Source organism: Actinomyces succiniciruminis (genome assembly GCF_900002405.1).
Lineage (GTDB): Bacteria > Actinomycetota > Actinomycetes > Actinomycetales > Actinomycetaceae > Actinomyces > Actinomyces succiniciruminis.
Genome location: NZ_LK995542.1, coordinates 86449 through 106802 on the forward strand (window position 1 = coordinate 86449; position 20354 = coordinate 106802).

The window sequence follows — 20354 nt, forward strand, 5'->3', positions numbered from 1 at the left end:
GGCCCGCCATAGCCGCAGCGCTGGCCGCCGCCTGGGTGCTGGTCGGCCTGCTCGGCACCGGGCGCCACGGCGACCACTTCCCCTACGCGTGGATTCTTGCGGGTACCGGAGCATCCGCCTGCGGCATCACGCTGCTGGCGCTGGCCGACACCGCCCATGGCGTCGGTCTGATGGCACTACTGATCGGCGTGGACGTGCTGCTTGTGGCCTGCCAGTTCCTGGCGGTGGCGCCGGCCTGCACCGGCAGCATCGACCCGCTCGTCCCGCCGTGGCTGCTGCGTTCACAACGGCGAGCCGCCGCCACGCTCAGGCCCCTGGTGCAGTTGATTTCCGTGCTGGTTCCGGCGCTGCTGTTGGCGCTCACCCCCTTCCCCGCGGCGGTCGGCGCCGTACTCAGCTGTCAGGTTCTCAGCCTGGTGGTGTCCGTGGCGGCGTTGCCGTGGGCACTCGAGGCGCTGCGCTGAGGCAGCGAAAAGCGCCGACCATTTGGATGATCAGGTCGGCGCTCGGCGATTTGCTCGCGGATGACCAATGCGGCCGAGATTCTGGTGGCTCGCCTGCTGCGCGGTCCGCGTTGCCCGCGCAGCTCGGGAGGAGTGGACTCCGCGGCCCGTCCTCCTTTGCAGGTCAGTGATTCACTCGGCCAGCAGGTTCACGCCGGTGTACACGCCGACGAACGTGGTGACGACGGTGAACAGGCCGGCGGCAATCAGCAGGGGCGCCGACGCGGTCACGAGTCCCACGATGGTCATGACCATGAGCACCGCGCCGATGATCAGCAGGCCGATCCGGAACGTGAGCAGGTCGGCGGCCTTGGCCTCGTCCTGGGTGGAGGCGGTGGACTCCGGGGTGGTGACGGCGACGGCGTCGATGACGGGAGCGTTCATATTGGCTTTCCTTCCGGTTCCGGTGCGGAACCGGTCGGGCGGCCCGCACAGCGGTGTGCCCGACCTGGCGGTCGGTACCGGCCGCGGTGGCCGGCAAGCAGTACATTAGAAACCTTCCCGCCGGTTTGTAAATACAAACCGCTGATAAGCGCGTCACGCTCCGGCAAGCGGCCGCACCTTCCGCCGACACCGTCCGATTTCCAGCACAGATCGACCCCTCACCTCACAGTCTCACCGACCGGCGCTCGGCAACGGACCAGCTTCGGAACCGTCATCTATCCTGATGCCGTACGAGCCCACACGCTCCGGGCCGCTTAGGAGTCACCGTGTCCCCCACCCCACGTCCGGCACGAGCGCCCGCTACCCAGCAGGACGTCGCCGCCGCAGCCGGCGTGTCCCGAGGACTCGTCTCCCTGGCTCTCAAAGGCGAGGGCCGCATGTCGGATCAGACGCGTCGGCGCATTCTGGATGCTGCCGCCCGACTCGATTACCACCCCAATTCCGCAGCCGCGGAGCTGGCTGCCCGACATTCCCAGCGCCTGGCCGTCGTCGTCCCCTACCTGGACAATCCATTCTTCGACCTGCTGCTGCGCGCCCTGCGCCGCCGGGCCCGACAGGCCGGCTACACCCTCGTCGCCCTGGTGTCCGACCTGGTCGACGAGCTGGAGAGCTCCACCATAGACGACGTACTGTCCCTGCGCCCGGCCGGCCTCATCCTCCCCGGCACCTCCATGACGGTCGAGGAGCTGCAGGATCTGGGACAGCGCGTACGCCTGTGCGTCATCGACCGCACCCTGCCGGAGTCGGCCGGTATCGCCACGGTCCGCCTCGACGAGGCCGACGCCGCCCGCCTGACCGTCGCCCATCTCGCCTCCCAGGGGTATGAGCGCATCGCCTTCCTCTCCCCCGCCGTACGCCTGCGGGAGACGATTCTGGACGAACGCGTTAAGGAGTGTCGCACCGCGGCCGCGCTGGCCGGAGTGGACTTCATAGAGGTCGACGCCGAGGCGGGGGTACGACAGGCCATATCGCACGCGCTGACGGCCGGGACGGGGCCACTCGGACTGATCACCTACAACGACCTACTGGCGGTTGACGCCGTCGCCGCCGGACTGAGCCTGGGCCTGGACATCCCCCGGCGGCTCGGAATCTCGTCCTACGACAACACCTCACTGGCGGAACGCGCCGAGCTGCGCATCACGAGCATCGACCAGAATCCGGACATGCTGGCGGCAGGAGCCCTCGAAGCACTGCTAACACCCGGGGACGCCTCCGACTTCTATCGAGCAGTCCCCGCGCGCCTCGTAGAACGCTCCTCCACCGCTCGACTCTGAGCCCCGTCGTCAAGCCCCAGTACAGGTGCTTGACAGGACAAACGCTCAGACCATAGACTCGCCGACACGTCACCGCTGACGCGCGTTACCAGCCTGGTTACGCCCCTCTGCAATACACCATCAAGCCGACCACGGCGGTCGGCGAAGGAGCCAAGCATGAGCACGAAACGCAAGCTCGGAGTCGGAGTCATCTCTCTGGGCTGGATGGGTCGCCTGCACGCCCGCAGCTACCGCGCACTGTCCGAGCGCTTCCCCGAGCTGGAGGTCGAGGCCCGCCTCGTGGCCGCCGCCGACCCGATCGAGGAGGCGCAGCGGGCGGCGGTCGAAGACCTGGGCTTCGAGCGCGCCTACGCGGACTACCGCGAGCTATTGGCCGACCCGGAGGTTGAGGTCGTCTCCATCGCCTCCCCGAACTTCCTCCACGAGGAGATCGCCCTGGCCGCCGTAGAGGCCGGCAAGCCCTTCTGGATCGAGAAGCCCATGGGCACCTCGGCCGCGCAGTCAGAGAACATCGCCCGCGCCGCCGAGGCCGCCGGGCTGATGACCGGCGTCGGCTTCAACTACCGGCACGTGCCGGCCATCGAGTACATGCGCGAGCTCATCCGCTCCGGAGAACTCGGGCGCATCACCAATGCCCGCGTCTGGTTCATCGCCGACTACAACTCCTCGCCTCGCAGCCCGCTCACCTGGCGCGCCTCCCGAGAGAAGGCGGGTGCCGGCGTCGTCCCCGACCTGATGAGCCACGGGGCGGACCTGGCGCAGTACCTGATCGGTCGCATCGCCTCGGTCACGGCCCTGACCGACACCTTCATCAAGGAGCGCCCCATACCCACCAAAATGGGCATCGGCCACTCCAGCTTCGAGATCGGCGATGAGGTCGGCGAGGTGGGCAACGAGGACTACGTGGGAATGCTCGCCCGCTTCGAGGGCGGCGTCGTCGCCACAATGGAGTCCTCGCGCGTGAGCGTGGGCCCGCGCGCCGAGTACGTGGTGGAGGTCTACGGCACCGAAGGCTCGGCCCGCTGGAACTTCGAGCGACTCAACGAGCTCGAGGTGTGCCTGGGCGTCGACGGCGGCCCCACCCACGGCTACCGCCGCGCCATGGCCGGCCCCGCCTGGGGCGAATGGCACCGCTATCAGCCCGCCATCGGCACCTCCATGGGCTTTGACGACCTGAAGTCCATCGAGGCCGCCCAGTTCATCCGCTCCGTACTGACCGGCGAGCAACACGCCCCCTCCGCCGCCGACGCCTGGTGCGCCGCGGAGGTCGACGCCGCCGTCGTTGCCTCCGCCGCCGACGGCCAGTGGCACGACGTCGCCCGCGTCGAGGGCCGCACCACCTTCGACGCCTGACCCGTCCCGCCCCCCTAGCTTTCAAGGAGCCACCCATGAGCACGACCGCTCCCCCAACCCTGCAGACCATCAACCGCGCCCAGATGCAGCAGGCGGTGGACGCCACCCCGCCGTCAGGCAAGCACCGCGGCATCGTCGCCGTTGCCGCCGTCGCCACCATCGGCTCACTGCTGTTCGGCTACGACACCGGCGTCATCTCCGGCGCCCTTCCCTACATGTACATGCCGCACGCCGCCGACGGCCTGCAGCTGACCAGCCTGGAGGAGGGCGCGGTAGGCGGCACCCTCCTGATCGGCGCGGCCTTCGGCGCCCTGTTCGGCGGCCGCCTCTCCGACCGCTACGGGCGCCGCCATAACATCACCCTGCTAGCGGCGATCTTCCTGATCGGAGCCCTGGGGACAACGCTCTCCCCCAACGTATGGATCATGTATCCCTTCCGCTTCATCCTGGGCCTGGCCGTCGGCGGAGCCTCCGCGACCGTGCCGGTGTACCTGTCGGAAACCGCACCGAAGCGCATCCGCGGCTCCATCGTCGCCATCGACCAGCTCATGATCGTCACCGGTCAGTTGCTCGCCTTCACGATGAACGCCATCATCTCCACCACTCGTGGTGGCCCACAGCTGACCATCACCGCCGACCCCTCGGGAACCGTCGCGCCGGGCACCTACGTCTACGACGACATCACCGCCCTCCAGGCGTCCCAGGGCGGGGCGCTGTCCAGCGCCGAATACCACGCCTTCCTGGACCAGTTGGTCATCGCCTCCGGCAACGGCATGACCTGGCGCTACATGCTGGTGCTGTGCTCGATTCCCGCTGTGGCCCTGTGGATCGGCATCCGCCTCATGCCCGAGTCGTCGCGCTGGTACATCACCAAGGAGCGCCTGTACGACGCCATCGGCGCCCTCAAGCGGGTGCGCAATGAGGACAAGGACGGCCCCATCACCGACGAGCTCATGGAGATGGCCGAGTCCCGCCGTCACGAGCTGGCGGAGGCCGCACGGGCCAAGGGGATGGGCTACGTGTGGGCCACCCCGTGGCTGCGCAAGCTCATGGGGGTCGGCATCTTCCTGGCCATCATCAACCAGACCACCGGCGTGAACACGATCATGTACTACGCGCCGAAGGTCCTGGAGTACGCCGGCATGTCCACCTCCGCCTCCATCACCGCCCAGGTGGCGAACGGCGTGATGAGCGTGGTCGGCTCCGCCATCGGCATCTGGCTGATCGGGCAGTTCCGCCGTCGCCAGATCCTCATCGCCGACGTCACCGGCGTGGGCATCTGTCTGCTGGGCATCGCCGCCACCTTCCAGTTCCTGATCGCCCCTCACATGGCCGACGGCACCACCCCGCCCGCCTGGGCCGCCTTCCTCGTGCTCGGGCTGATGGCCGTGTTCATGCTGATCGTCCAGTCCTCCAACGGCACCGTGGTATGGACCATGATGGGTGAGATCTTCCCCGCGAACGTGCGCGGCGTCATGAACGGGACCGCCATCTTCTGCATGTGGATCGCCAACGCCATCATCACCTGGACCTTCCCCAGCATGATGGAGCACCTGGGCGGCGGGCTGACCTACACCTTCTACGGCGCGCTCAACCTGGCGGTGGCCGTGGTGCTGTTCAAGATCATGCCCGAGACCCAGGGGCGCTCCCTGGAGCAGATCGAGCGCGACATGGAGGCACGCTACTCGTGAGCCCCGGCCCGCCGTCGACGACCGCGACGACGGCGGAACCGCGCCTCCCACAGCAGCGTCCTCAAGCAGTGGCCCAGCCCCTGACCACCACAGCATTTTGTCCTTACAATTATACGGACAGGCGTCGCGCTCCCACCGGCGCCCGCCCCGCAATCACGACGGATCCAACCCAAGCAAATCAAAGGAGATCACTCATGAGCTTCCGTCTCGACCCCACCACCGCCATCAACGACCCACACGGCATCACCTGGGGCATGCACCCCATCGCCTGGCGCAACGACGACATCAAGGAGGTCGGCGCCTTCAACACCCTGGAGGACATGCTGCTGGACCTGGCCGACCTGGGCTTCCGCGGCACCGAGGTGGCCGGCTGGTTCCCGGCCAAGGAGGTCGCCAAGGAGCGGGCCGACGCCCGCGGCATCCAGATCGTCGCCCAGTGGTTCTCCTCCTTCATCGTGCGCGACGGCATTGACGCCGTCATCCCGGAGTTCACCACGACCTGCGAGTACCTGCAGTACCTCGGCGCCAGCCGAGTGGTTGTCTCCGAGCAGACAGGCTCCGTACAGGGCCAACGCGACGTGTGCATCTTCACCAACAAGCCCGTCCTCACCGACGAGCAGTGGCCAGTGCTCGCCGCGGGCCTGAACCGCCTGGGCGAGATCGCGCATGAGCATGGGCTCACACTTGTCTACCACCACCACCTGGGCACCGTGGTCCAGACCAAGGCGGAGACCATCAAGCTCATGGAGCTGACCGACCCGGACAAGGTCTCCCTGCTGTTCGACACCGGCCACGCCTTCGTCGGCGACGGCGACGTCATGGGCCTGCTCGAGGCCACCATCGACCGCGTGGCACACGTGCACTTCAAGGACGTGCGCCCGGAGAAGCTGGAGGAGTCCAAGCGCCTTGAGCGCTCCTTCCTGGACTCCTTCCTGGCGGGCATGTTCACCGTCCCCGGCGACGGCATGATCGACTTCACCGAGCCCTACAAGTTCCTGATCGACCACGGCTACCGGGACTGGATCCTGGTAGAGGCCGAGCAGGACCCGGCCATCGCCAACCCGCACGAGTACGGCGCCAAGGCCCGCGCCTACATCGAGTCCACGCTACTGCCCCTCTGACCCCCACTCGACGTCGCGTCCGCCGATCCACACTGCGAGGCCCCGAGGCAATCAGCCCCGGGGCCTCGCGGCAGCTCCCGACGACTCGGCCTGCGCCGCGTCGTTAAGTGCGCCTCAGCGCATCGGCCTCACAGACTCATGTCCACCACGGCACGGCCCTGGATCTGGCGGTTGCGCAGGGCCTCGTAGCCGGCACCGGCCTCCTGAAGCGGGAAGCGGCGGGAGACGACGTCCTTGTAGTTGATGACGCCGCGGGCGGCCAGGTCCACCACGGCGGGCAGGTCCTGGCGGGTGCGAGCGCCGTAGGAGCCGAGGATCTTCTGGGAGCGGCGCACGGTGCGGTTGATCTCAACCTCGGCGGTCTGCACGCCGGCGCCGAGCCCGATCGGGACCATGCGGCCACCGTCGGCGAGAACGTCCAGGGCGGTCTTCCAAGTGGCGGGGATACCGAGCGCCTCGAATGCGACGTCGACGCCCTTGCCGCCGGTGAGCTTCAGGACCTCCTCGCGGGCGTCCTGGGTCACGGAGTTGATCACCGCGGTGGCGCCGTAGCCGGGCATGGGGGCGAGCTTGTCGTCGGCGACGTCAATGGCGATGACCTGGCTGGCGCCGAAGGCGCGGGCGATCTGAACGATGTTGGTGCCCACGCCACCGGTGGCGACGACGGCGACGGTCTCCCCGAAGCGCAAGTCGGCGCCGCGGCGCACGGCGCCGTAGCCGGTCATGGCGGCGCAGCCGAGAATGGCACCGGGGACCAGGTCCAGGGTGTCGGGCACCGGAGTGACGGAGGTGGAGGGGATGACCGCATACTCGGCCAGTCCACCCATGGAGTACATGTAGATGGGGTCCCCCTCGAGTGTGGCCAGGCGGGTGGTGCCGTCATACAGGAGACCCTTCAGACGGTTGAGGTTGAAGAAGGGGCCGCACAACTCGTCATGGCCGGAGGCACAGGCCTCGCACTGGCCGCAGGGCATGAGGAAGCCGCCGGCGACGTTCTGACCGACCTTGAGCCCGGTGTGCTCGTTGCCGGGGCCGACCTCGACGATGGTGCCGGTGACCTCGTGGCCGAGGACGGCGGGCTTGGGGAAGGCGATGGCGCCGCCGATCACGTGCAGGTCGGAGTGGCACAGGCCGCAGGCGGCGACCTTGATCAGGACCTCCCCGTTCTTGGGGTGGGGGGTGCGGATGGTCTCGACCTTGAGGCCGACCGCGGGGTCGCGCAGCACTGCGGCGCGCATGGTTTCCGGGATGTTGGTGTTCTGGACTGCTTCGTTGCTCGTCATGTGGGTGTCTCTCTCGAAGCGGACGCGACGATCGCGCCCCCGGCGCGTGGCCTGGTTGCAGCGTAACACAGACACACGTACTTTGTCCTAACAAACGACGTGAATCGGGCGGCATCACAGCCGCGGGTGTCCGAGTCGCGCCCCGGCAGCGCACCCCATGTCGGCTAGAGTCCCTCCTGTCCGCACTCGTGCGCGGACAGGAGGGAAAGCCATGCCTGCCAGCGGTCACGACGTCACCCAGTCCGACGTCGCCGCAGCTGCCGGAGTCTCACGCAGCCTTGTCTCCCTGGCACTGAGCGGCTCCCCCAAGGTTGCCGACGAGACCCGCGCGCACATCATGCAGGTGGCCGCGACTCTCGGCTACCGCATCAATACGGCGGCGTCCGCGCTGGCGCGCCAGCGCTCGTCCACGATCGGCCTGGTACTGCCCAACCTCCGCAACGCCTTCTTCGAGCAGGTCTCGCGCTCACTCGACGACGCCGCCGCCGCACAGGGGCTCACCGTCTTCGTCACCGTCGGCGCCCAGGACCAGGAGCGCCTGCACCGGGCGATCAACTCCCTGCTGGGCGTGCGGGTACTCGGCATGATCCTGGTATCCCCGTGGCTGACGGATGAGCAGCTGGTGGCGCTGGGAGACGAGGCTCCGACATGTTTGATCGGTCGGCGCACGCCCGGCGGGCACGTCGACGCCGTCCACATCGACGAGCAGCTCGCCGCCGAGCAGATCGTCTCCCACCTGGACGCCCAGGGAGTCAACTCCCTGGGGTACGTGGCCCCCAGGATCGGCGACGACGCCTCCCGCCTGGCCCGCGAGCGCGCCCTGGCCCGGGCCGCCCACAAGGTGGGACTCACGCTGACCACCGAGGAGGCGAGCACCGACGACGCCGGCGCCGCCATCCGGCGCCTGCTGAGCGTCGGCACCCCGCAGATGGGCCTGATCGCCCACAATGACATGCTCGCCATCGACGCCGTCGCCGTGCTGCGGGAGCTGGGACACGAGGGCGGGGGCCGCGTCCCGCTGGCCTCCTACGACAACACCTACCTGGCCCGGCGGGCGGAGTTCGCCCTCACCAGCCTGAATCAGCCCGATCAGGAGATGGCTCAGGCGGCGGTGCGGCTCGTCGTCGAGCGCGCCGCCGCCCTCGCCCGTCGTCCCGACGCCCCGCCCCCGCCTGAGGACATCCGGGCCGCCGGCCGACTGGTCATCCGCACCTCCTCCACCGGCTGACTCGTCGGCCCGGGCTTGCCCCGGACCGCGCACCCGGCACACACGTGTCGAGGTCGGCCGACGGTAACGTCAACCGACCTCGGTACGTAAGATCAACCGACCTCGATACGTAAGATCAACCGATCTCGGTGAGGGGAGGGCGACTCAGCTGTACTCCCGCTCAAAGCGCTCCTCCAGCTCCTCCAGGGAGTCGTACTTCGTCTCGGGCACGAACTTGATGTAGAAGAGCAGCGAGAGCACGTTGATCAGGCAGAACACCAGGTAGGTGCCCGCGCCGCCGAGCCTCTCCATCATGATCGGGAAGACGATCGAGACGATGGCGTTGGCGATCCACAGGGCGCCGACCGCCAGGCCCATCGCGGTGCCGCGAATCTTGCTGGGGAAGATCTCCGCGACCAGCACCCAGGTGACCGTGCCGGACTGCTTGGCGAACACGAAGAGGCTGACGATGATCAGTACCAGGAAGGGTGCAAAGGTCGGGGCGCCGACGATGTCGCCGTCGGCGTTCTGGTAGGGCTGGATCAGGAAGTAGAACACCGCGGCCAACAGGCCCAGGGAGATCACGATGCTGGTCTCCTGGTAGATGCCGACGTGGCGGCGGGCGAACTTGGTGACCAGCCACAGGCCCACGGCCGAGCCGATGAAGGACACGCCGCCCGAGACCACGTTCAGCGAAATGGCGTCGCTCATGGGCAACCCGGCGGCGGCGAGCACCTTCGGGGTGTAGTACATGGCGGTGTTGATGCCGGTCAGTTGGTCGGCCAGCCCCAGGATGATGCCGATGATGAGCAGGTGACGCGTCCACTTGGTGTTCCAGATCTGGGACAGCCTCCACTTCTCCTGATTGGCCTCCTTGCGCTGGATCTGAAGCATCTCGTCGATCTCGTCGGCGATGGGACCGTCCTTTTCCTCATTGCGCACCCGTTTGAGGGAACCGATGGCCTCCGGAATGCGCAGGTTGGCCACATACCAGCGCGACGACTCCGGCATGAGCCGGATGCCGATCCACAGGGCGACGGCCGGGATCGAGGCCAGCACCAGCATGTAGCGCCAGGTCGTGCCGTTGCCGGACGTCGCCACGACATTGGCCAGGTTCTGCACGCTCTCCCAGGCGACGGTCTCTCCCGCCTGGGCGACCGTCTCACCGGCCGAGTTGACGACATCGCCCGCCACCGTGATCTCCGGGCCGCCGCGGACCTGCGCCAGGATGGCATTCATGGAGTAGGCGAGGAACTGACCGAAGACGATCATCATCTGGTCCACGGCCACCAGGGTGCCGCGGATCCGCTTGGGGGCGGTCTCACCGAGGAACACCGGGACCGTGGCCGAGGCGCCGCCGACGGCGAAGCCGAGGATGATGCGGAAGCCGTACAGGATCCAGATGTTCGGGGAGAGGGTGCAGCCCAGGGCGCCGATCAGGAAGATTATCGCCAACATGGTGATGTTGTGCCGCCGCCCGTACTTGTCGGAGAGCTTGCCACCGAGCGAGGCACCCAGGGCCGCGCCGATGCACAGCAGCCCGCCGATCCAACCCTCCTCCGTCGTTGTCAGGGCCAGGCCGTCCGCCGCGTGTGGCAGGTGCATGTACGGCAGGGCACCGGATATGACGCCGGTGTCGTAGCCGAAGAGCAGGGATCCCAGGGTCGCGACGACAGCGATCGCGCCGAGCGAGCGCTTCTTGCCCGACGGCGGGGTCTGGTCGACCAGCTCCTGGATCTTCTCGCGGCTGTAGTCACTGGCCGCGAGTGGGGTTGAGGACATAGTGATCTCCTTTAGGGTCCTGCCGCCTTCGGCAGGTGAGGGGACGCGCCGAGAAAAGTCTGGGGCCCACCACCGTCCATCGAGACGGCGGAGGGGAGGGAGCGGGCCGGCCGCCTCGCGGCGCAGGAAGCGGCCGGCCCGGTGGATCAGGCGCCGAGTTCCTGAGTCAAACGCTCCAGCGCGGCCTTGTTGTATTCGTCGGCCCACTCGTGCCAGCCGAAGATGCACACGGACATGATGCCGTCGAACTTCACCTCGCGCAGCGTCGCGAAGACCTGCTCCCAGGGGACCTCGCCGTTGCCGATCGCATTGTGCTGGTGGACGGTGACGTCGGCACCCGGGGGGTTGATGATGTACCGGTTGCCATCGTTGATGCGGTGGTTGAAGCCGTCGGAGACGTGCACCTCCCGGAGCTTGCCGGCGGCCGCGGCGGTCCGGATCATCCGGTCGGCGTCGCCGACGCCGTCGGACAGGTGGAAGGTGTGCGGGCAGCAGTACTCGTAACCGAGCCAGTCCTTGTCCACGCTGCGGACGAGTTCGAGGGCCCGATCGTGCAGCTCCACGAAGTCGTAGGGGTGCGCCTCCATGTTGAGCCGGATGCCGTACTTCTCGAAGTGCGGGATCAGTTCCTCGATGGACTTGTACCACTGCTGCTCGGAGCGGCTGGCGCGATTGCGGTCGCCGGAGAACTCCGAGACGATGTCGCGCACGTCCAGGGCGTCGGCCAGTTCCAGCAGGCGCCGCCAGTTGCGCACCTGCGCCTGCCGTTCGACCTCATCGGGCGAGGACCAGTTGAACACGGGGTTCAGCGTGCGGACCTTGACGCCCGAGGCCTTCTCCGCCTGCTTGAGCTCGGCGATGAAGGCCCGGTCGGCCTTGGGGTAGTGGTGCCAGAGGTGGAACTCGTTGTTCGGCGAGAGCTCCACGTACTTGAACCCGAGCTCCGCGGCCTTGTGCAGCGTGTCCGCTGTGGACATGGTCAGGTAATACATGTTCGGGTCTAGTGCGATATCGACCATTAGGCCTCTCCTTTCCGTCGGTCTTCCCGGCTGTCGTCAGGCGTAGAAGTCTGGCCTGTCGATGAGAGTGACGTCCACCAGCGGGGAGGTCTCGTCCTCCAGGGAGGCGACGGCGGCGTCGACGACGGAGGTGGCGGCGTAGCCGTCCCAGGAGGTCGAGCCGGTGTGCTCGTCGCGGGCGACGGCGTTGATCCACTCCTGGAACTCCCGGTTGAAGGCCCCCTGGAAGCGATCGATGTGCGACTGGCACATGGCGTTGCGGTTGCCGTGGGCGTCGCGGATGTGGATCTTCTCCTGGTCACCCAGGCGCACCGCCGCGGTCTCGAGCACGAGCTCGCACTCGATGGAGTAGGCCCACTGGAGGTTGACGTTGACCTCGTCGTCGATGCGCACGCCGGACTCGGTGTACATGACCACCACGACCGGGTCGATCAGGTGCTCGAAGCGATGGGTGGTGGACTTCGGGCGCTCGACGCGCACCTTGACGATCTCCTCCCCCAGCAGCCAGCGCATGGTGTCGATCTCGTGGATCGCGGTGTCGTCGATGGCCATGCGCGAGGTGTAGGACTCCGGGACGGAGGGGTTGCGGTGGCGGTTGTGGACCAGCAGCGCCTGGCCGTTCTCGCCCGCCTCCAGCACCGCCTTCATCTCGTTGTAGGCGGCGTCGAAGCGGCGCATGAAGCCGACGGTGACCAGCTTCTTGCCGGCCTTCTGCTCGGCCTCCATGATCTTGATGCAGTCCTCGGCGGTGGTGGCCAGGGGCTTCTCGCACAGGACGTACTTGCCGGCCTCGATGCACTTGATGACGTCGGGGGCGTGGACCTTGCCGAAGGTGGCGATGACGACGGCGTCGACCTCGGGGTCATTGATCAGCTCGTCGGAGGTGTCGTAGGCCTTGGCGCCGTAGGGCTCGGCGGCGGAGACGGCGGCGTCGTGGTTGATGTCCGCCACGGCGACGATCTTGCCTCCGGACAGCTCGTTCGTGATGCGGGCGAGGTGGGCGCGGCCCATGCCGCCGGCGCCGATGAGACCAATACGAACGGTCATGATTGCTCTCTTCCTTGAGAATCGTGTGGATGTATTGATGGTTCTGTGGTGCGTCCCCGGTGGGGCCGCCGGATGGTGGTCAGGCCAGACCCAGGCCGCACTCGGCCAGGTACTTGCGCATGTTGATGGCGTTGGGCTTGGGGAAGGACGGCTCGCAGGGGTAGCAGTCCTGCTCGCAGATGCAGTAGATCGGCTTGTCGAGCTCGGCGAGCGCGTCCACGAAGGCGTGCATCTCCGGCAGGCCGGCGGGCGGGCAGACCGAGGCCCCCTTGGTGACGGCCTCACCGAAGGGCCAGTCCTTCTCATGGGCCTCCCGGGTGATGTCCTCGTCGAAGGCCTTGATGTGCACGTAGGTGATGCGCTCGGGGTACTTCTTGCACAGCTCGACGGGGTCGCCGCCTCCGTAGACCACGTGGCCGGAGTCCAGGCACAGGTTGACGTACTTGGGATCCGTCGCGTCGAAGATGCGGGCGATCTCCTCGGGGGTCTCGATGTGCGAGTCGCCGTGGGGGTGCAGCACCATCTTCAGGCCGTACTCGTCCAGCAGCATCTGCCCCAGGGCGTTGGCGTGCTCCACGTACAGCTTCCAGGCGTCGTCGGACAGGACGCGGTCGTCGGTCCACTCCCAGGTCTTGTCATCGCGGTACAGCGGGGGCAGGTGGACCATGTACTCGGCGCCGACGGCGGCATGGGTCTCGGCGATCTCACGGAAGTGACGCAGCGTCTCGGGCCAGGCCTCGGCCTTGTGCAGGATGCCCCAGCCGGTTCCGGCGACGACCCGCATGCCGTACTCGTCGCACCACTTCTGCAGCTCCTTGGGGTCGGTGGGGAAATAGCCCCACGGCCCGGTCTCGATGACTTCGAAGCCCGCCTCGGCCATCTCCTGCCAGGCCTGGCGCGGATCCATCTGCTTCGGGTCGTCGGCGAACCACACGCCCCACTGGTCGGGGCAGACGCCGATGGTGAGCTTGGAGTACTTCGGATCGTTGGTGTTGACAGCCTTTGAGGCGGTTGACGTCATTGTCGCTCCTGAGAGTTCTGATCGATTTCGCGGGCCGGGGCTGGGACCCGGCCCGGCCGCCCGAATCGTTTCGGACAATTACGAGTGTAACGAGTCCAACCCCAAAACACCAGAGGTTTGTACGGACAAATTTCATGGAATGCGGGATCGCGCCACCACCCCGCGAACCGGCGGGCAAACGGCGCGCCCCCGCAGCAGCAGGCCGCTGCGGGGGCGCACGCACAGGGACCGCGCCCCGCGTTCGTGGGCTACTCCTCGCGCTGGAAGGACATGGTGGCGGCGTAGGTCTTCTCACTGGGCCAGCGGGAGGTGATCGCCTTGGCCCTGGTGTAGAACTTCACGCCCTCCGGACCATGGATGTGGGTGTCCCCGAGCAGGGACTCCTTCCACCCGCCGAAGGAGTAGTACGCAACCGGAGTGGGGATGGGCACGTTGATGCCCACCATGCCGGCCTCGACGTCCAGTTGGAAGCGCCGGGCCACTCCGCCGTCGTTGGTGAAGATCGCCGATCCGTTGCCGTATGGCGAGGAGTTGACGATCCGGATGGCCTCGTCATAGCTGTCCGCGTGCACGATCGACAGCACCGGGCCGAACACCTCCTGCCGGTACAGCTCGGAGTCCAGCGGCACGTTGTCAACGATGGTGGGGCCCAAGAAGTGCCCGTTCTCGTGGCCGGGGACCACCAGGCCCCGCCCGTCCAGGACGACGTCGCCGCCCTTGGACTCGCCCTCATTGATCAGGCCGATGATGTTCTCCTTGGACTTGGTGTCGATCACCGGCCCCATCTCCACGCCCTCGTCCATGCCGTAGCCGACCTTGATCTTCTCGGCATGGGCCTTGACCCGCTGCGCCAGGTCAGGACCGATCCCCCCTACGGCGACGACGACCGGCAGGGCCATGCAGCGCTCACCGGCGGCGCCGAAGGCGGCGGCGGAGATGTGCTGCGCGGCGAAGTCAAGATCGGCGTCGGGCATGACGATGGCGTGGTTGTTGGCTCCGCCGAGCGCCTGCACCCGCTTGCCGTGAGTGACACCGGTGTCCTGCACGATATGGGCCACCGGCGTAGAGCCCACGAAGGAGATCGCGTTGATACCCGGGTGCTCCAGCACCTTGGTGACCATCTTCCGGTTACCGGAGACCACGTTGAACACGCCGTCGGGCAGGCCGGCCTCCTTGTACAGCTCGGCCGTCAGCAGCGCCGCCGACGGCGTCATGGAGGCCGGCTTGAGGATGAAGGCATTGCCGGTGGCGATGGCGATCGGGTGCATCCACATGGGCACCATGGCCGGGAAGTTGAAGGGACAGATGCCCGCGACCACGCCGACCGGCTGACGCAGGGTATGAATGTCCACGCCCGTGGAGATGTCGAAGGAGTACTCCCCCTTCAGGGCGAGGTTGATCGCGGTGGCGAAGTCGAGGGTCTCCCGGCCGCGCTGGATCTCCCCAATGGCGTCGGAGTAGTTCTTGCCGTGCTCGGCCACGATCATCCTGGCCATCTCATCCTGGTGCTCCAGGACCAGATCGCGCATGCGGAACATGACGGCGGTGCGCTTGGCAAGTGAGTACTTGGCCCACTCCTTCTGCGCCCGGGTCGCCACCTCGACGGCGTAGTCCAGGTCGGCGTCGGAGGCCTGCAGCAGCTCGGCCTCGACCTCGCCGGTGCCCGGGTTCTCCACCGGGAAGCGGCCGATCGGGCTGCCCTCATAGGGCTTGCCGTCAACCCAGTGCGTAATGGTCCGCAGGCCGGACGCTGACGTGCTCTGTGTCATCACTGACTCCTTGGGATCTTGTTCAGGTGTTCTTCCGATACTGGGGCCGCCGTTCACAGGTAGTGGCGCTGCGGCTTGCGGTCCTCGACGTACTGCGCGTAGGCCTTCTGCGTGGACTCCAGGTTGGAGACGCTGGAGACCACCACGTCCCACCACGAGGAGGCGGGCGGGTTCGGGCCGTACAGGTCGGTCTCGATGTGGATCATCGCCGCTTCCTCGCCGGCATGCGCCTGCGCGTAGGCCTCCTTGAACTCCGCGATCGTGCTGACCCGGTAGACCTTCAGGCCCCAGGACTCGGCGTTCGCGGCGATGTCGACGCCGGCGATCTTGTCCTCGTCCTGCAGGTGGCCGCCCCGCCCGCGCTGGCGGTACTTGGTGCCGAAGCGCTGGGAGCCGTGCGACTCGGAAAGGGAGCCGATGGAGGCGAAGCCGTAGTTCTGCAGCAGCACGTAGATGACCTTGATGCCCTCCTGGGCCACGGTGGCCAGCTCCATGGGGAGCATCTGGTAGGTGCCGTCGCCGACGATGGAGACGACCTCGCTGTCCGGCCGGGCGAGCTTGACGCCCAGGGCGGCCGGGATCTCGTAGCCCATGCAGGAGAAGGCGTACTCGACGTGGTACTGGATGGGGGTCTTGGCCTGCCACAGGGCCTGGAGGTCACCGGGCATGGAGCCGGCGGCGTTGATGACCACGTCCTCGTCCCCGAGCAGCTCGTTGAGGGCGCCGAAGACCTCGGTCTGGGCGGGCAGGGGTTCGTGGCCCAGGTGGTAGCACTTGTCGGTGGCGGCGAACCAGGCCTCCCGCTCGCGGGCGATCTCCTCGGTGTAGGCCGGCTCCACGTGGTAGTCGGCCAGGGCGTCGGTCAGGGCCACGAGCGCCTCGCGGGCGTCGGCCACGACCATCTCGGCGCTCTCCTTGGCGGCGTCGAAGGCGGCGACGTTGACGTTGACGAACTTGACTTCGGGGTTCTTGAACTGAGTCTTTGAGGCAGTCGTGAAGTCGGAGTAGCGGGTGCCCACACCGATGATCAGATCGGCCTTGTCCGCCAGGTGGTTTCCGGAGTCGCCACCGGTGGAGCCCACGCCGCCGACGGCGCAGGGGTGGTCGAAGTTGATCGCGCCCTTGCCGGCCTGGGTGTCGGCCACCGGGATGCCAGTGGCGGTGGCGAAGGCGCGCAGCTGCTCTGAGGCCTCGGAGTAGATGGCCCCACCGCCGGCGATCAACAGCGGCCGCTTGGCGCCGCGGATGAGCGCGACGGCGCGCTCCAGGGCGGCCGGCTCGGGCACGGGGCGGCGCACGTGCCACACGCGCTTGCGGAAGAACTCGATCGGCCAGTCGTGCGCCTCGGCCTGCACGTCCTGGGGCATGGCAATGGTGACGGCGCCGGTGTCGGCCGGGTCGGTGAGCACGCGCATGGCGTTCAGCAGCGAGGGGATCAGTTGCTCGGGGCGGTTGATGCGGTCGAAGAACCGGGACACGGGCCGGAACGCGTCGTTAACCGTGATGTCCAGGGTGGTGGGATCCTCCAGCTGCTGGAGCACCGGGTCGGGCACACGGGTGGCGAACTGGTCGGAGGGGAACAGCAGCACGGGCAGGCGGTTGGTGGTGGCCAGGGCCGCACCGGTGACCATGTTGAGCGAGCCGGGGCCGATGGAGGCGGTGCACATGTAAGTCTGCAGCCGGTTCTTCGTCTTGGCGTAGGCGGCCGCGGCGTGCACCTGGCCCTGCTCGTTGCGGGGCATGATGTAGGGCATCGGCTCCTCGCCCTCCAGGGGGGCCACCTCGTTCTGCAAGAGTGCCTGGCCGATGCCGGCGACATTGCCGTGTCCGAAGATTCCGAAGGCCCCGGCGATCAGCCGCTGCTCGACACCGTCGCGCTCGGAGTACTGGTTGGACAGGAAACGGATGGTCGCCTGGGCGACGGTCAGGCGGATGGTGCCTGCATAGGCTTCGTTGCTCATGTGTCTGTCTTCTCTTCTGTGTCGACTTGGACGTTCTTGGGTTGTCTTGAGAATTTCAACAATGGGGTGCCGACGAACGGCTCAGTGGGTCATGGGCAGCCGCGGGTCGACCTCCTGGTCCTCCCAGGTGCCGCGGATCCAGTGGTGGGCGGGGTCGTCGGGGGCGAGCCAGACCAGATCCTCGGCCGGGCCGGCCATAACGTTGAGGTAGTACATGTCGTAGCCGGGTGCGGCCACGCACGGCCCGTGGTAGCCGTAGGGCACCAGGGCGACGTCACCCTGGTGCACCTCGGTGCACAGGTCGATGGGGCGATCCGGACTGGAGGAGTAGGTGCGGTGCAGCCCGAAGCCGGGGGTGCCGTCCGGAGCGGTGCGGATCTCGAAGTAGTAGATCTCCTCCAGTTCGCGCTCGTCGGCGGAGGCGACCTCGTGCTTGTGAGCCGGGTAGGAGGACCAGTTGCCCCCGGGGGTGAGCACCTCGCAGCACAGCAGGTGCGATGTCTCCACGCCGTTGTTCAGCGCGTAGTTGTTCACTTGGCGGGAGCAGTCTCCCGCGCCGCGCAGATCGGTGCGCACCTGGTCGCGGCCGTAGTAGGCCACCGGCAGGTCCCGGGAGGCCACGGCGGCGGGCAGGGCGAAGCGTCCACGCCCGTGGGAGGTGAGGGTGAAGGTCTTGCCGCGCGGCACATACAGGTAGTCGGTGACTTCCTCGAACACGCCGGTCCGGCCGGCGAGCTCATAGCTCCGACCATCCACCAGGACGGTGGCGGCTCCCTCCAGGGGCAGCACCAGCAGTTCGCTTTCGCCGGTTTCCAACGTGGTGGAGCGCTCCGGGGCGAGCACGCATACGCGCAGCCCGGAGTAGGTCCAGCCGGCACGGGCGGGGTCGACGTCGACGGTGAGGGTGTCGTGGCCGGAGGTGCCGGCGGGCACGTAGATGTCAGCGGTGGTGAGGGCGGTGTTGTTCATGCGAGGAGTCCTACGGTGTTGTCTACGGCGGCGGCTACGTCGCCGTCCGGGGGGAACAGGAGGGACCGGCCGATGACCAGCCCCTTGACGGTGGGCAGGGCGAGGGCGCGCGCCCAGGACTTCCGAGCCGCGTCGGCGTCGGCGGCGACGGCGCCGCCCAGGATCAGGGCGGGCAGGGTGGAGGCCTCCATGACGCGCTCCATGTCATCCACTGCCGGCAGCTTGAGCCAGGTGTAGGCGGAGGTGCGCCCCAGCCCGGAGGCGATGGCCATGGAGGTCATCACGGCGTCGGGGCTGAGGTCGTTGACCACCCGGCCGGACTCCCAGCGCGAGATGAAGGGCTCGACCATCGCCATGACGTGGCGCTCGGCCAGAGCATCGACGGCCTTGGCGCAGGCGGCGAGCGTAGCGGCGGTGCCGGCGTCGGAGTAGTTGACGCGCAGCAGCATCTTGCCGCCGTCCAGACCCGCAGCCACCACGCCGGCGGCGTCGTATCCGGTGAAGCGGTCGTCCATCTCGAAGGAGGCGCCGGCCAGACCGCCGCGGTTCATGGACCCGTAGACGAGCTTGCCGTCCAGGGCGCCCAGCAGGGCCAGGTCCTCAATCAGGTCGGCAGTGCCGAGGAAGCCGTTCACGCCCGGCCGCGACAGGGCGGTCACGCAGCGGGCGAGTAGCTGCTCGCGCGAGGCCATGGCCGTGGGGTCGGTACCGGCGGCGAGCGCCCCGCGGGCGGGGTGGTCGCAGGCGATGATCATGAGCTTGCCGTCGCCGTCGGGCAGCGTGCCGCGGGGACGGTCTGCAAGCGCCTGGGCGATGCGCTCGGGCTCGTGGGTGCGGACGGCGACGATCTGATCGGTCAACGGAGTATCGGACATGATGGTTCCTCCTCACAGGTCCTTGAGGGCGGGCACGAGCTCGCGGTGCGTACGCATGAGGGCGAGCAACTCGGGCTCGGCGGGCATAGCCGTGGAGCACTCCAGCCGCGAGGAGACGATCGCGCCCGCCGTGGAGGCGGCGAAGATGGTCTTCTCCAGCGACCAGCCGGACAGCAGCCCGTGGCAGACGGCCCCGCCGAAGGCGTCCCCGGCACCCAGGCCGTTCTTGGTGACCACGGGTGTCACCGGGATCTCGACGCGCTCGTCGCGCGTCTTGGCCAGCGTCCCCTCCAGCCCCTGCTTGACGATGGCCAGTTCAACGCCGGCGTCCAGCAGTGCGTCGGCCGCCTTGTCGGGATTGGTCTCGCCAACGGCTACGCGGCACTCCTCGCGGTTGCCGATCGCCACGGTGACCTTGGGCAGGACCGCGGCGACCTCGCGGTGGGCGGTGACCTCGTCGTCCCAGAACATGGCACGGTAGTCGAGGTCGATGATGGTGTGCCGCTTGCGCGCCCGCAGGTCCAGGGCCGTGTGGTGGGCACTGCGTGAGGGCTCCTTGCTCAGTCCGGTGGCGGAGATCCAAAAGATGGCGGCGTCGCGGACGGCGTCGCCCGGGATGTCGTCCTCGGTCAGTTCCAGGTCCGGCGCGGAGGGCTCACGGTAGAAGTACAGAGGGAAGTTGTCCGGCGGGAAGATCTCGCAGAAGGTGACCGGGGTGTTGAAGTCGGCCTTGGTGACGACGTAGTCGTCGTAGACGCCGAGTCTGCGCATCTCCGAGCAGACGAAGCGCCCGAAAGGGTCGTCGCCCACCCCGGTGATCACGGCGGAGCGGTGGCGGTAGCGCGCGGCGGCCACGGCCACGTTGGTTGGGCTTCCGCCCAGGAACTTGCCGAAGCTCTCCACCTCCTCCAGGCCGACGCCGACCTGAAGCGGGTAGATGTCGATTCCGCAGCGTCCGATTGTAAGGACATCGAGTGGCGGCGTGCTCGACGGAGCGGTCATGATGGTGTCTCCCTTTCCACATCATCGGGGCGG

16 protein-coding genes and 1 pseudogene are annotated in these 20354 nt (G+C 67.8%); 6 read left to right on the forward strand and 11 right to left on the reverse strand.

Annotated features, from left to right (window positions below; all coding sequences use genetic code 11):
• A pseudogene (locus BN1056_RS13800) lies at nucleotides 1-464 on the forward strand (MFS transporter); the annotation flags it as partial.
• Nucleotides 465-635: 171 nt separating this feature from the next.
• Here the strand turns inward: BN1056_RS13800 and BN1056_RS13805 are convergent.
• On the reverse strand, nucleotides 636-887 hold the full coding sequence (locus tag BN1056_RS13805; protein WP_210582167.1) for a mandelate racemase: 252 nt from the start codon (nucleotides 885-887) through the stop codon (nucleotides 636-638).
• A 326-nt stretch (nucleotides 888-1213) separates the two neighbouring features.
• Between BN1056_RS13805 and BN1056_RS13810 the strand changes: the two genes are divergently transcribed.
• From BN1056_RS13810 to iolE, 4 genes are all read left to right on the forward strand, one after another.
• Nucleotides 1214-2221 carry a LacI family DNA-binding transcriptional regulator gene (locus BN1056_RS13810; RefSeq protein WP_210582169.1) on the forward strand — a complete coding sequence of 336 codons (1008 nt, stop codon included), beginning with the start codon at nucleotides 1214-1216 and terminating at the stop codon, nucleotides 2219-2221.
• 156 nt (nucleotides 2222-2377) lie between these two features.
• Nucleotides 2378-3574: a Gfo/Idh/MocA family protein gene (locus tag BN1056_RS13815; RefSeq protein ID WP_210582171.1), complete on the forward strand. Its 1197-nt coding sequence runs from the start codon at nucleotides 2378-2380 to the stop codon at nucleotides 3572-3574.
• A gap of 35 nt (nucleotides 3575-3609) precedes the next feature.
• Complete coding sequence (locus BN1056_RS13820; protein ID WP_210582173.1) at nucleotides 3610-5265, forward strand: MFS transporter; 1656 nt, start codon at nucleotides 3610-3612, stop codon at nucleotides 5263-5265.
• Between the two features lie 194 nt (nucleotides 5266-5459).
• Nucleotides 5460-6386 carry a myo-inosose-2 dehydratase gene (gene iolE / locus BN1056_RS13825; RefSeq protein ID WP_210582175.1) on the forward strand — a complete coding sequence of 309 codons (927 nt, stop codon included), beginning with the start codon at nucleotides 5460-5462 and terminating at the stop codon, nucleotides 6384-6386.
• A 128-nt stretch (nucleotides 6387-6514) separates the two neighbouring features.
• Here iolE and BN1056_RS13830 read toward each other — a convergent pair whose 3' ends face one another.
• Nucleotides 6515-7669 carry a zinc-binding dehydrogenase gene (locus tag BN1056_RS13830; RefSeq protein WP_210582177.1) on the reverse strand — a complete coding sequence of 385 codons (1155 nt, stop codon included), beginning with the start codon at nucleotides 7667-7669 and terminating at the stop codon, nucleotides 6515-6517.
• Between the two features lie 211 nt (nucleotides 7670-7880).
• Here BN1056_RS13830 and BN1056_RS13835 point away from each other — a divergent pair, with 211 nt between their 5' ends.
• Nucleotides 7881-8897, forward strand: coding sequence for a LacI family DNA-binding transcriptional regulator (locus BN1056_RS13835; protein ID WP_210582179.1), 1017 nt, complete (start codon nucleotides 7881-7883; stop codon nucleotides 8895-8897).
• A gap of 144 nt (nucleotides 8898-9041) precedes the next feature.
• Here BN1056_RS13835 and BN1056_RS13840 read toward each other — a convergent pair whose 3' ends face one another.
• From BN1056_RS13840 to iolC, 9 genes are all read right to left on the reverse strand, one after another.
• Nucleotides 9042-10658, reverse strand: a complete 1617-nt coding sequence (locus BN1056_RS13840) for an MFS transporter (RefSeq protein ID WP_210582181.1) — start codon at nucleotides 10656-10658, stop codon at nucleotides 9042-9044.
• Between the two features lie 146 nt (nucleotides 10659-10804).
• Entirely contained in the window at nucleotides 10805-11677 is an 873-nt protein-coding gene (locus tag BN1056_RS13845) for a sugar phosphate isomerase/epimerase family protein (protein WP_210582183.1), read from the reverse strand.
• A gap of 36 nt (nucleotides 11678-11713) precedes the next feature.
• Nucleotides 11714-12724: a Gfo/Idh/MocA family protein gene (locus BN1056_RS13850; RefSeq protein ID WP_210582185.1), complete on the reverse strand. Its 1011-nt coding sequence runs from the start codon at nucleotides 12722-12724 to the stop codon at nucleotides 11714-11716.
• A gap of 79 nt (nucleotides 12725-12803) precedes the next feature.
• A complete protein-coding gene (locus BN1056_RS13855) occupies nucleotides 12804-13745 on the reverse strand; it encodes a sugar phosphate isomerase/epimerase family protein (RefSeq protein ID WP_136193703.1) in 942 nt (313 codons plus the stop codon).
• Nucleotides 13746-13993: 248 nt separating this feature from the next.
• Nucleotides 13994-15487 (reverse strand): CoA-acylating methylmalonate-semialdehyde dehydrogenase, encoded by a 1494-nt coding sequence (locus BN1056_RS13860; RefSeq protein ID WP_210582375.1) that lies wholly within the window; start codon nucleotides 15485-15487, stop codon nucleotides 13994-13996.
• 80 nt (nucleotides 15488-15567) lie between these two features.
• On the reverse strand, nucleotides 15568-17475 hold the full coding sequence (gene iolD, locus BN1056_RS13865) for a 3D-(3,5/4)-trihydroxycyclohexane-1,2-dione acylhydrolase (decyclizing) (RefSeq protein ID WP_210582188.1): 1908 nt from the start codon (nucleotides 17473-17475) through the stop codon (nucleotides 15568-15570).
• An 81-nt stretch (nucleotides 17476-17556) separates the two neighbouring features.
• Entirely contained in the window at nucleotides 17557-18444 is an 888-nt protein-coding gene (iolB, locus tag BN1056_RS13870; protein WP_210582190.1) for a 5-deoxy-glucuronate isomerase, read from the reverse strand.
• The gene (locus BN1056_RS13875) at nucleotides 18441-19319 is read right to left on the reverse strand and encodes a Cgl0159 family (beta/alpha)8-fold protein (protein ID WP_210582192.1); all 879 of its coding nucleotides are present in this window, start codon (nucleotides 19317-19319) and stop codon (nucleotides 18441-18443) included. Before BN1056_RS13875 ends, iolB begins: the two co-directional genes overlap by 4 nt.
• Nucleotides 19320-19331: 12 nt before the next feature.
• Nucleotides 19332-20321: a 5-dehydro-2-deoxygluconokinase gene (gene iolC, locus BN1056_RS13880; protein WP_210582194.1), complete on the reverse strand. Its 990-nt coding sequence runs from the start codon at nucleotides 20319-20321 to the stop codon at nucleotides 19332-19334.
• Between the last annotated feature and the right edge of the window lie 33 nt (nucleotides 20322-20354).

Excerpts from the sequence above, each read along its gene's own strand:
- iolE (WP_210582175.1), top strand. The coding sequence starts at position 5,460 with ATGAGCTTCCGTCTCGACCCCACCACCGCCATCAACGACCCACACGGC.
- BN1056_RS13845 (WP_210582183.1), bottom strand. The coding sequence starts at position 11,677 with ATGGTCGATATCGCACTAGACCCGAACATGTATTACCTGACCATGTCC.
- iolD (WP_210582188.1), bottom strand. The coding sequence starts at position 17,475 with ATGAGCAACGAAGCCTATGCAGGCACCATCCGCCTGACCGTCGCCCAG.
- BN1056_RS13805 (WP_210582167.1), bottom strand. The coding sequence starts at position 887 with ATGAACGCTCCCGTCATCGACGCCGTCGCCGTCACCACCCCGGAGTCC.
- iolC (WP_210582194.1), bottom strand. The coding sequence starts at position 20,321 with ATGACCGCTCCGTCGAGCACGCCGCCACTCGATGTCCTTACAATCGGA.
- BN1056_RS13830 (WP_210582177.1), bottom strand. The coding sequence starts at position 7,669 with ATGACGAGCAACGAAGCAGTCCAGAACACCAACATCCCGGAAACCATG.
- BN1056_RS13815 (WP_210582171.1), top strand. The coding sequence starts at position 2,378 with ATGAGCACGAAACGCAAGCTCGGAGTCGGAGTCATCTCTCTGGGCTGG.
- iolB (WP_210582190.1), bottom strand. The coding sequence starts at position 18,444 with ATGAACAACACCGCCCTCACCACCGCTGACATCTACGTGCCCGCCGGC.
- BN1056_RS13875 (WP_210582192.1), bottom strand. The coding sequence starts at position 19,319 with ATGTCCGATACTCCGTTGACCGATCAGATCGTCGCCGTCCGCACCCAC.
- BN1056_RS13820 (WP_210582173.1), top strand. The coding sequence starts at position 3,610 with ATGAGCACGACCGCTCCCCCAACCCTGCAGACCATCAACCGCGCCCAG.
- BN1056_RS13850 (WP_210582185.1), bottom strand. The coding sequence starts at position 12,724 with ATGACCGTTCGTATTGGTCTCATCGGCGCCGGCGGCATGGGCCGCGCC.
- BN1056_RS13835 (WP_210582179.1), top strand. The coding sequence starts at position 7,881 with ATGCCTGCCAGCGGTCACGACGTCACCCAGTCCGACGTCGCCGCAGCT.
- BN1056_RS13855 (WP_136193703.1), bottom strand. The coding sequence starts at position 13,745 with ATGACGTCAACCGCCTCAAAGGCTGTCAACACCAACGATCCGAAGTAC.
- BN1056_RS13840 (WP_210582181.1), bottom strand. The coding sequence starts at position 10,658 with ATGTCCTCAACCCCACTCGCGGCCAGTGACTACAGCCGCGAGAAGATC.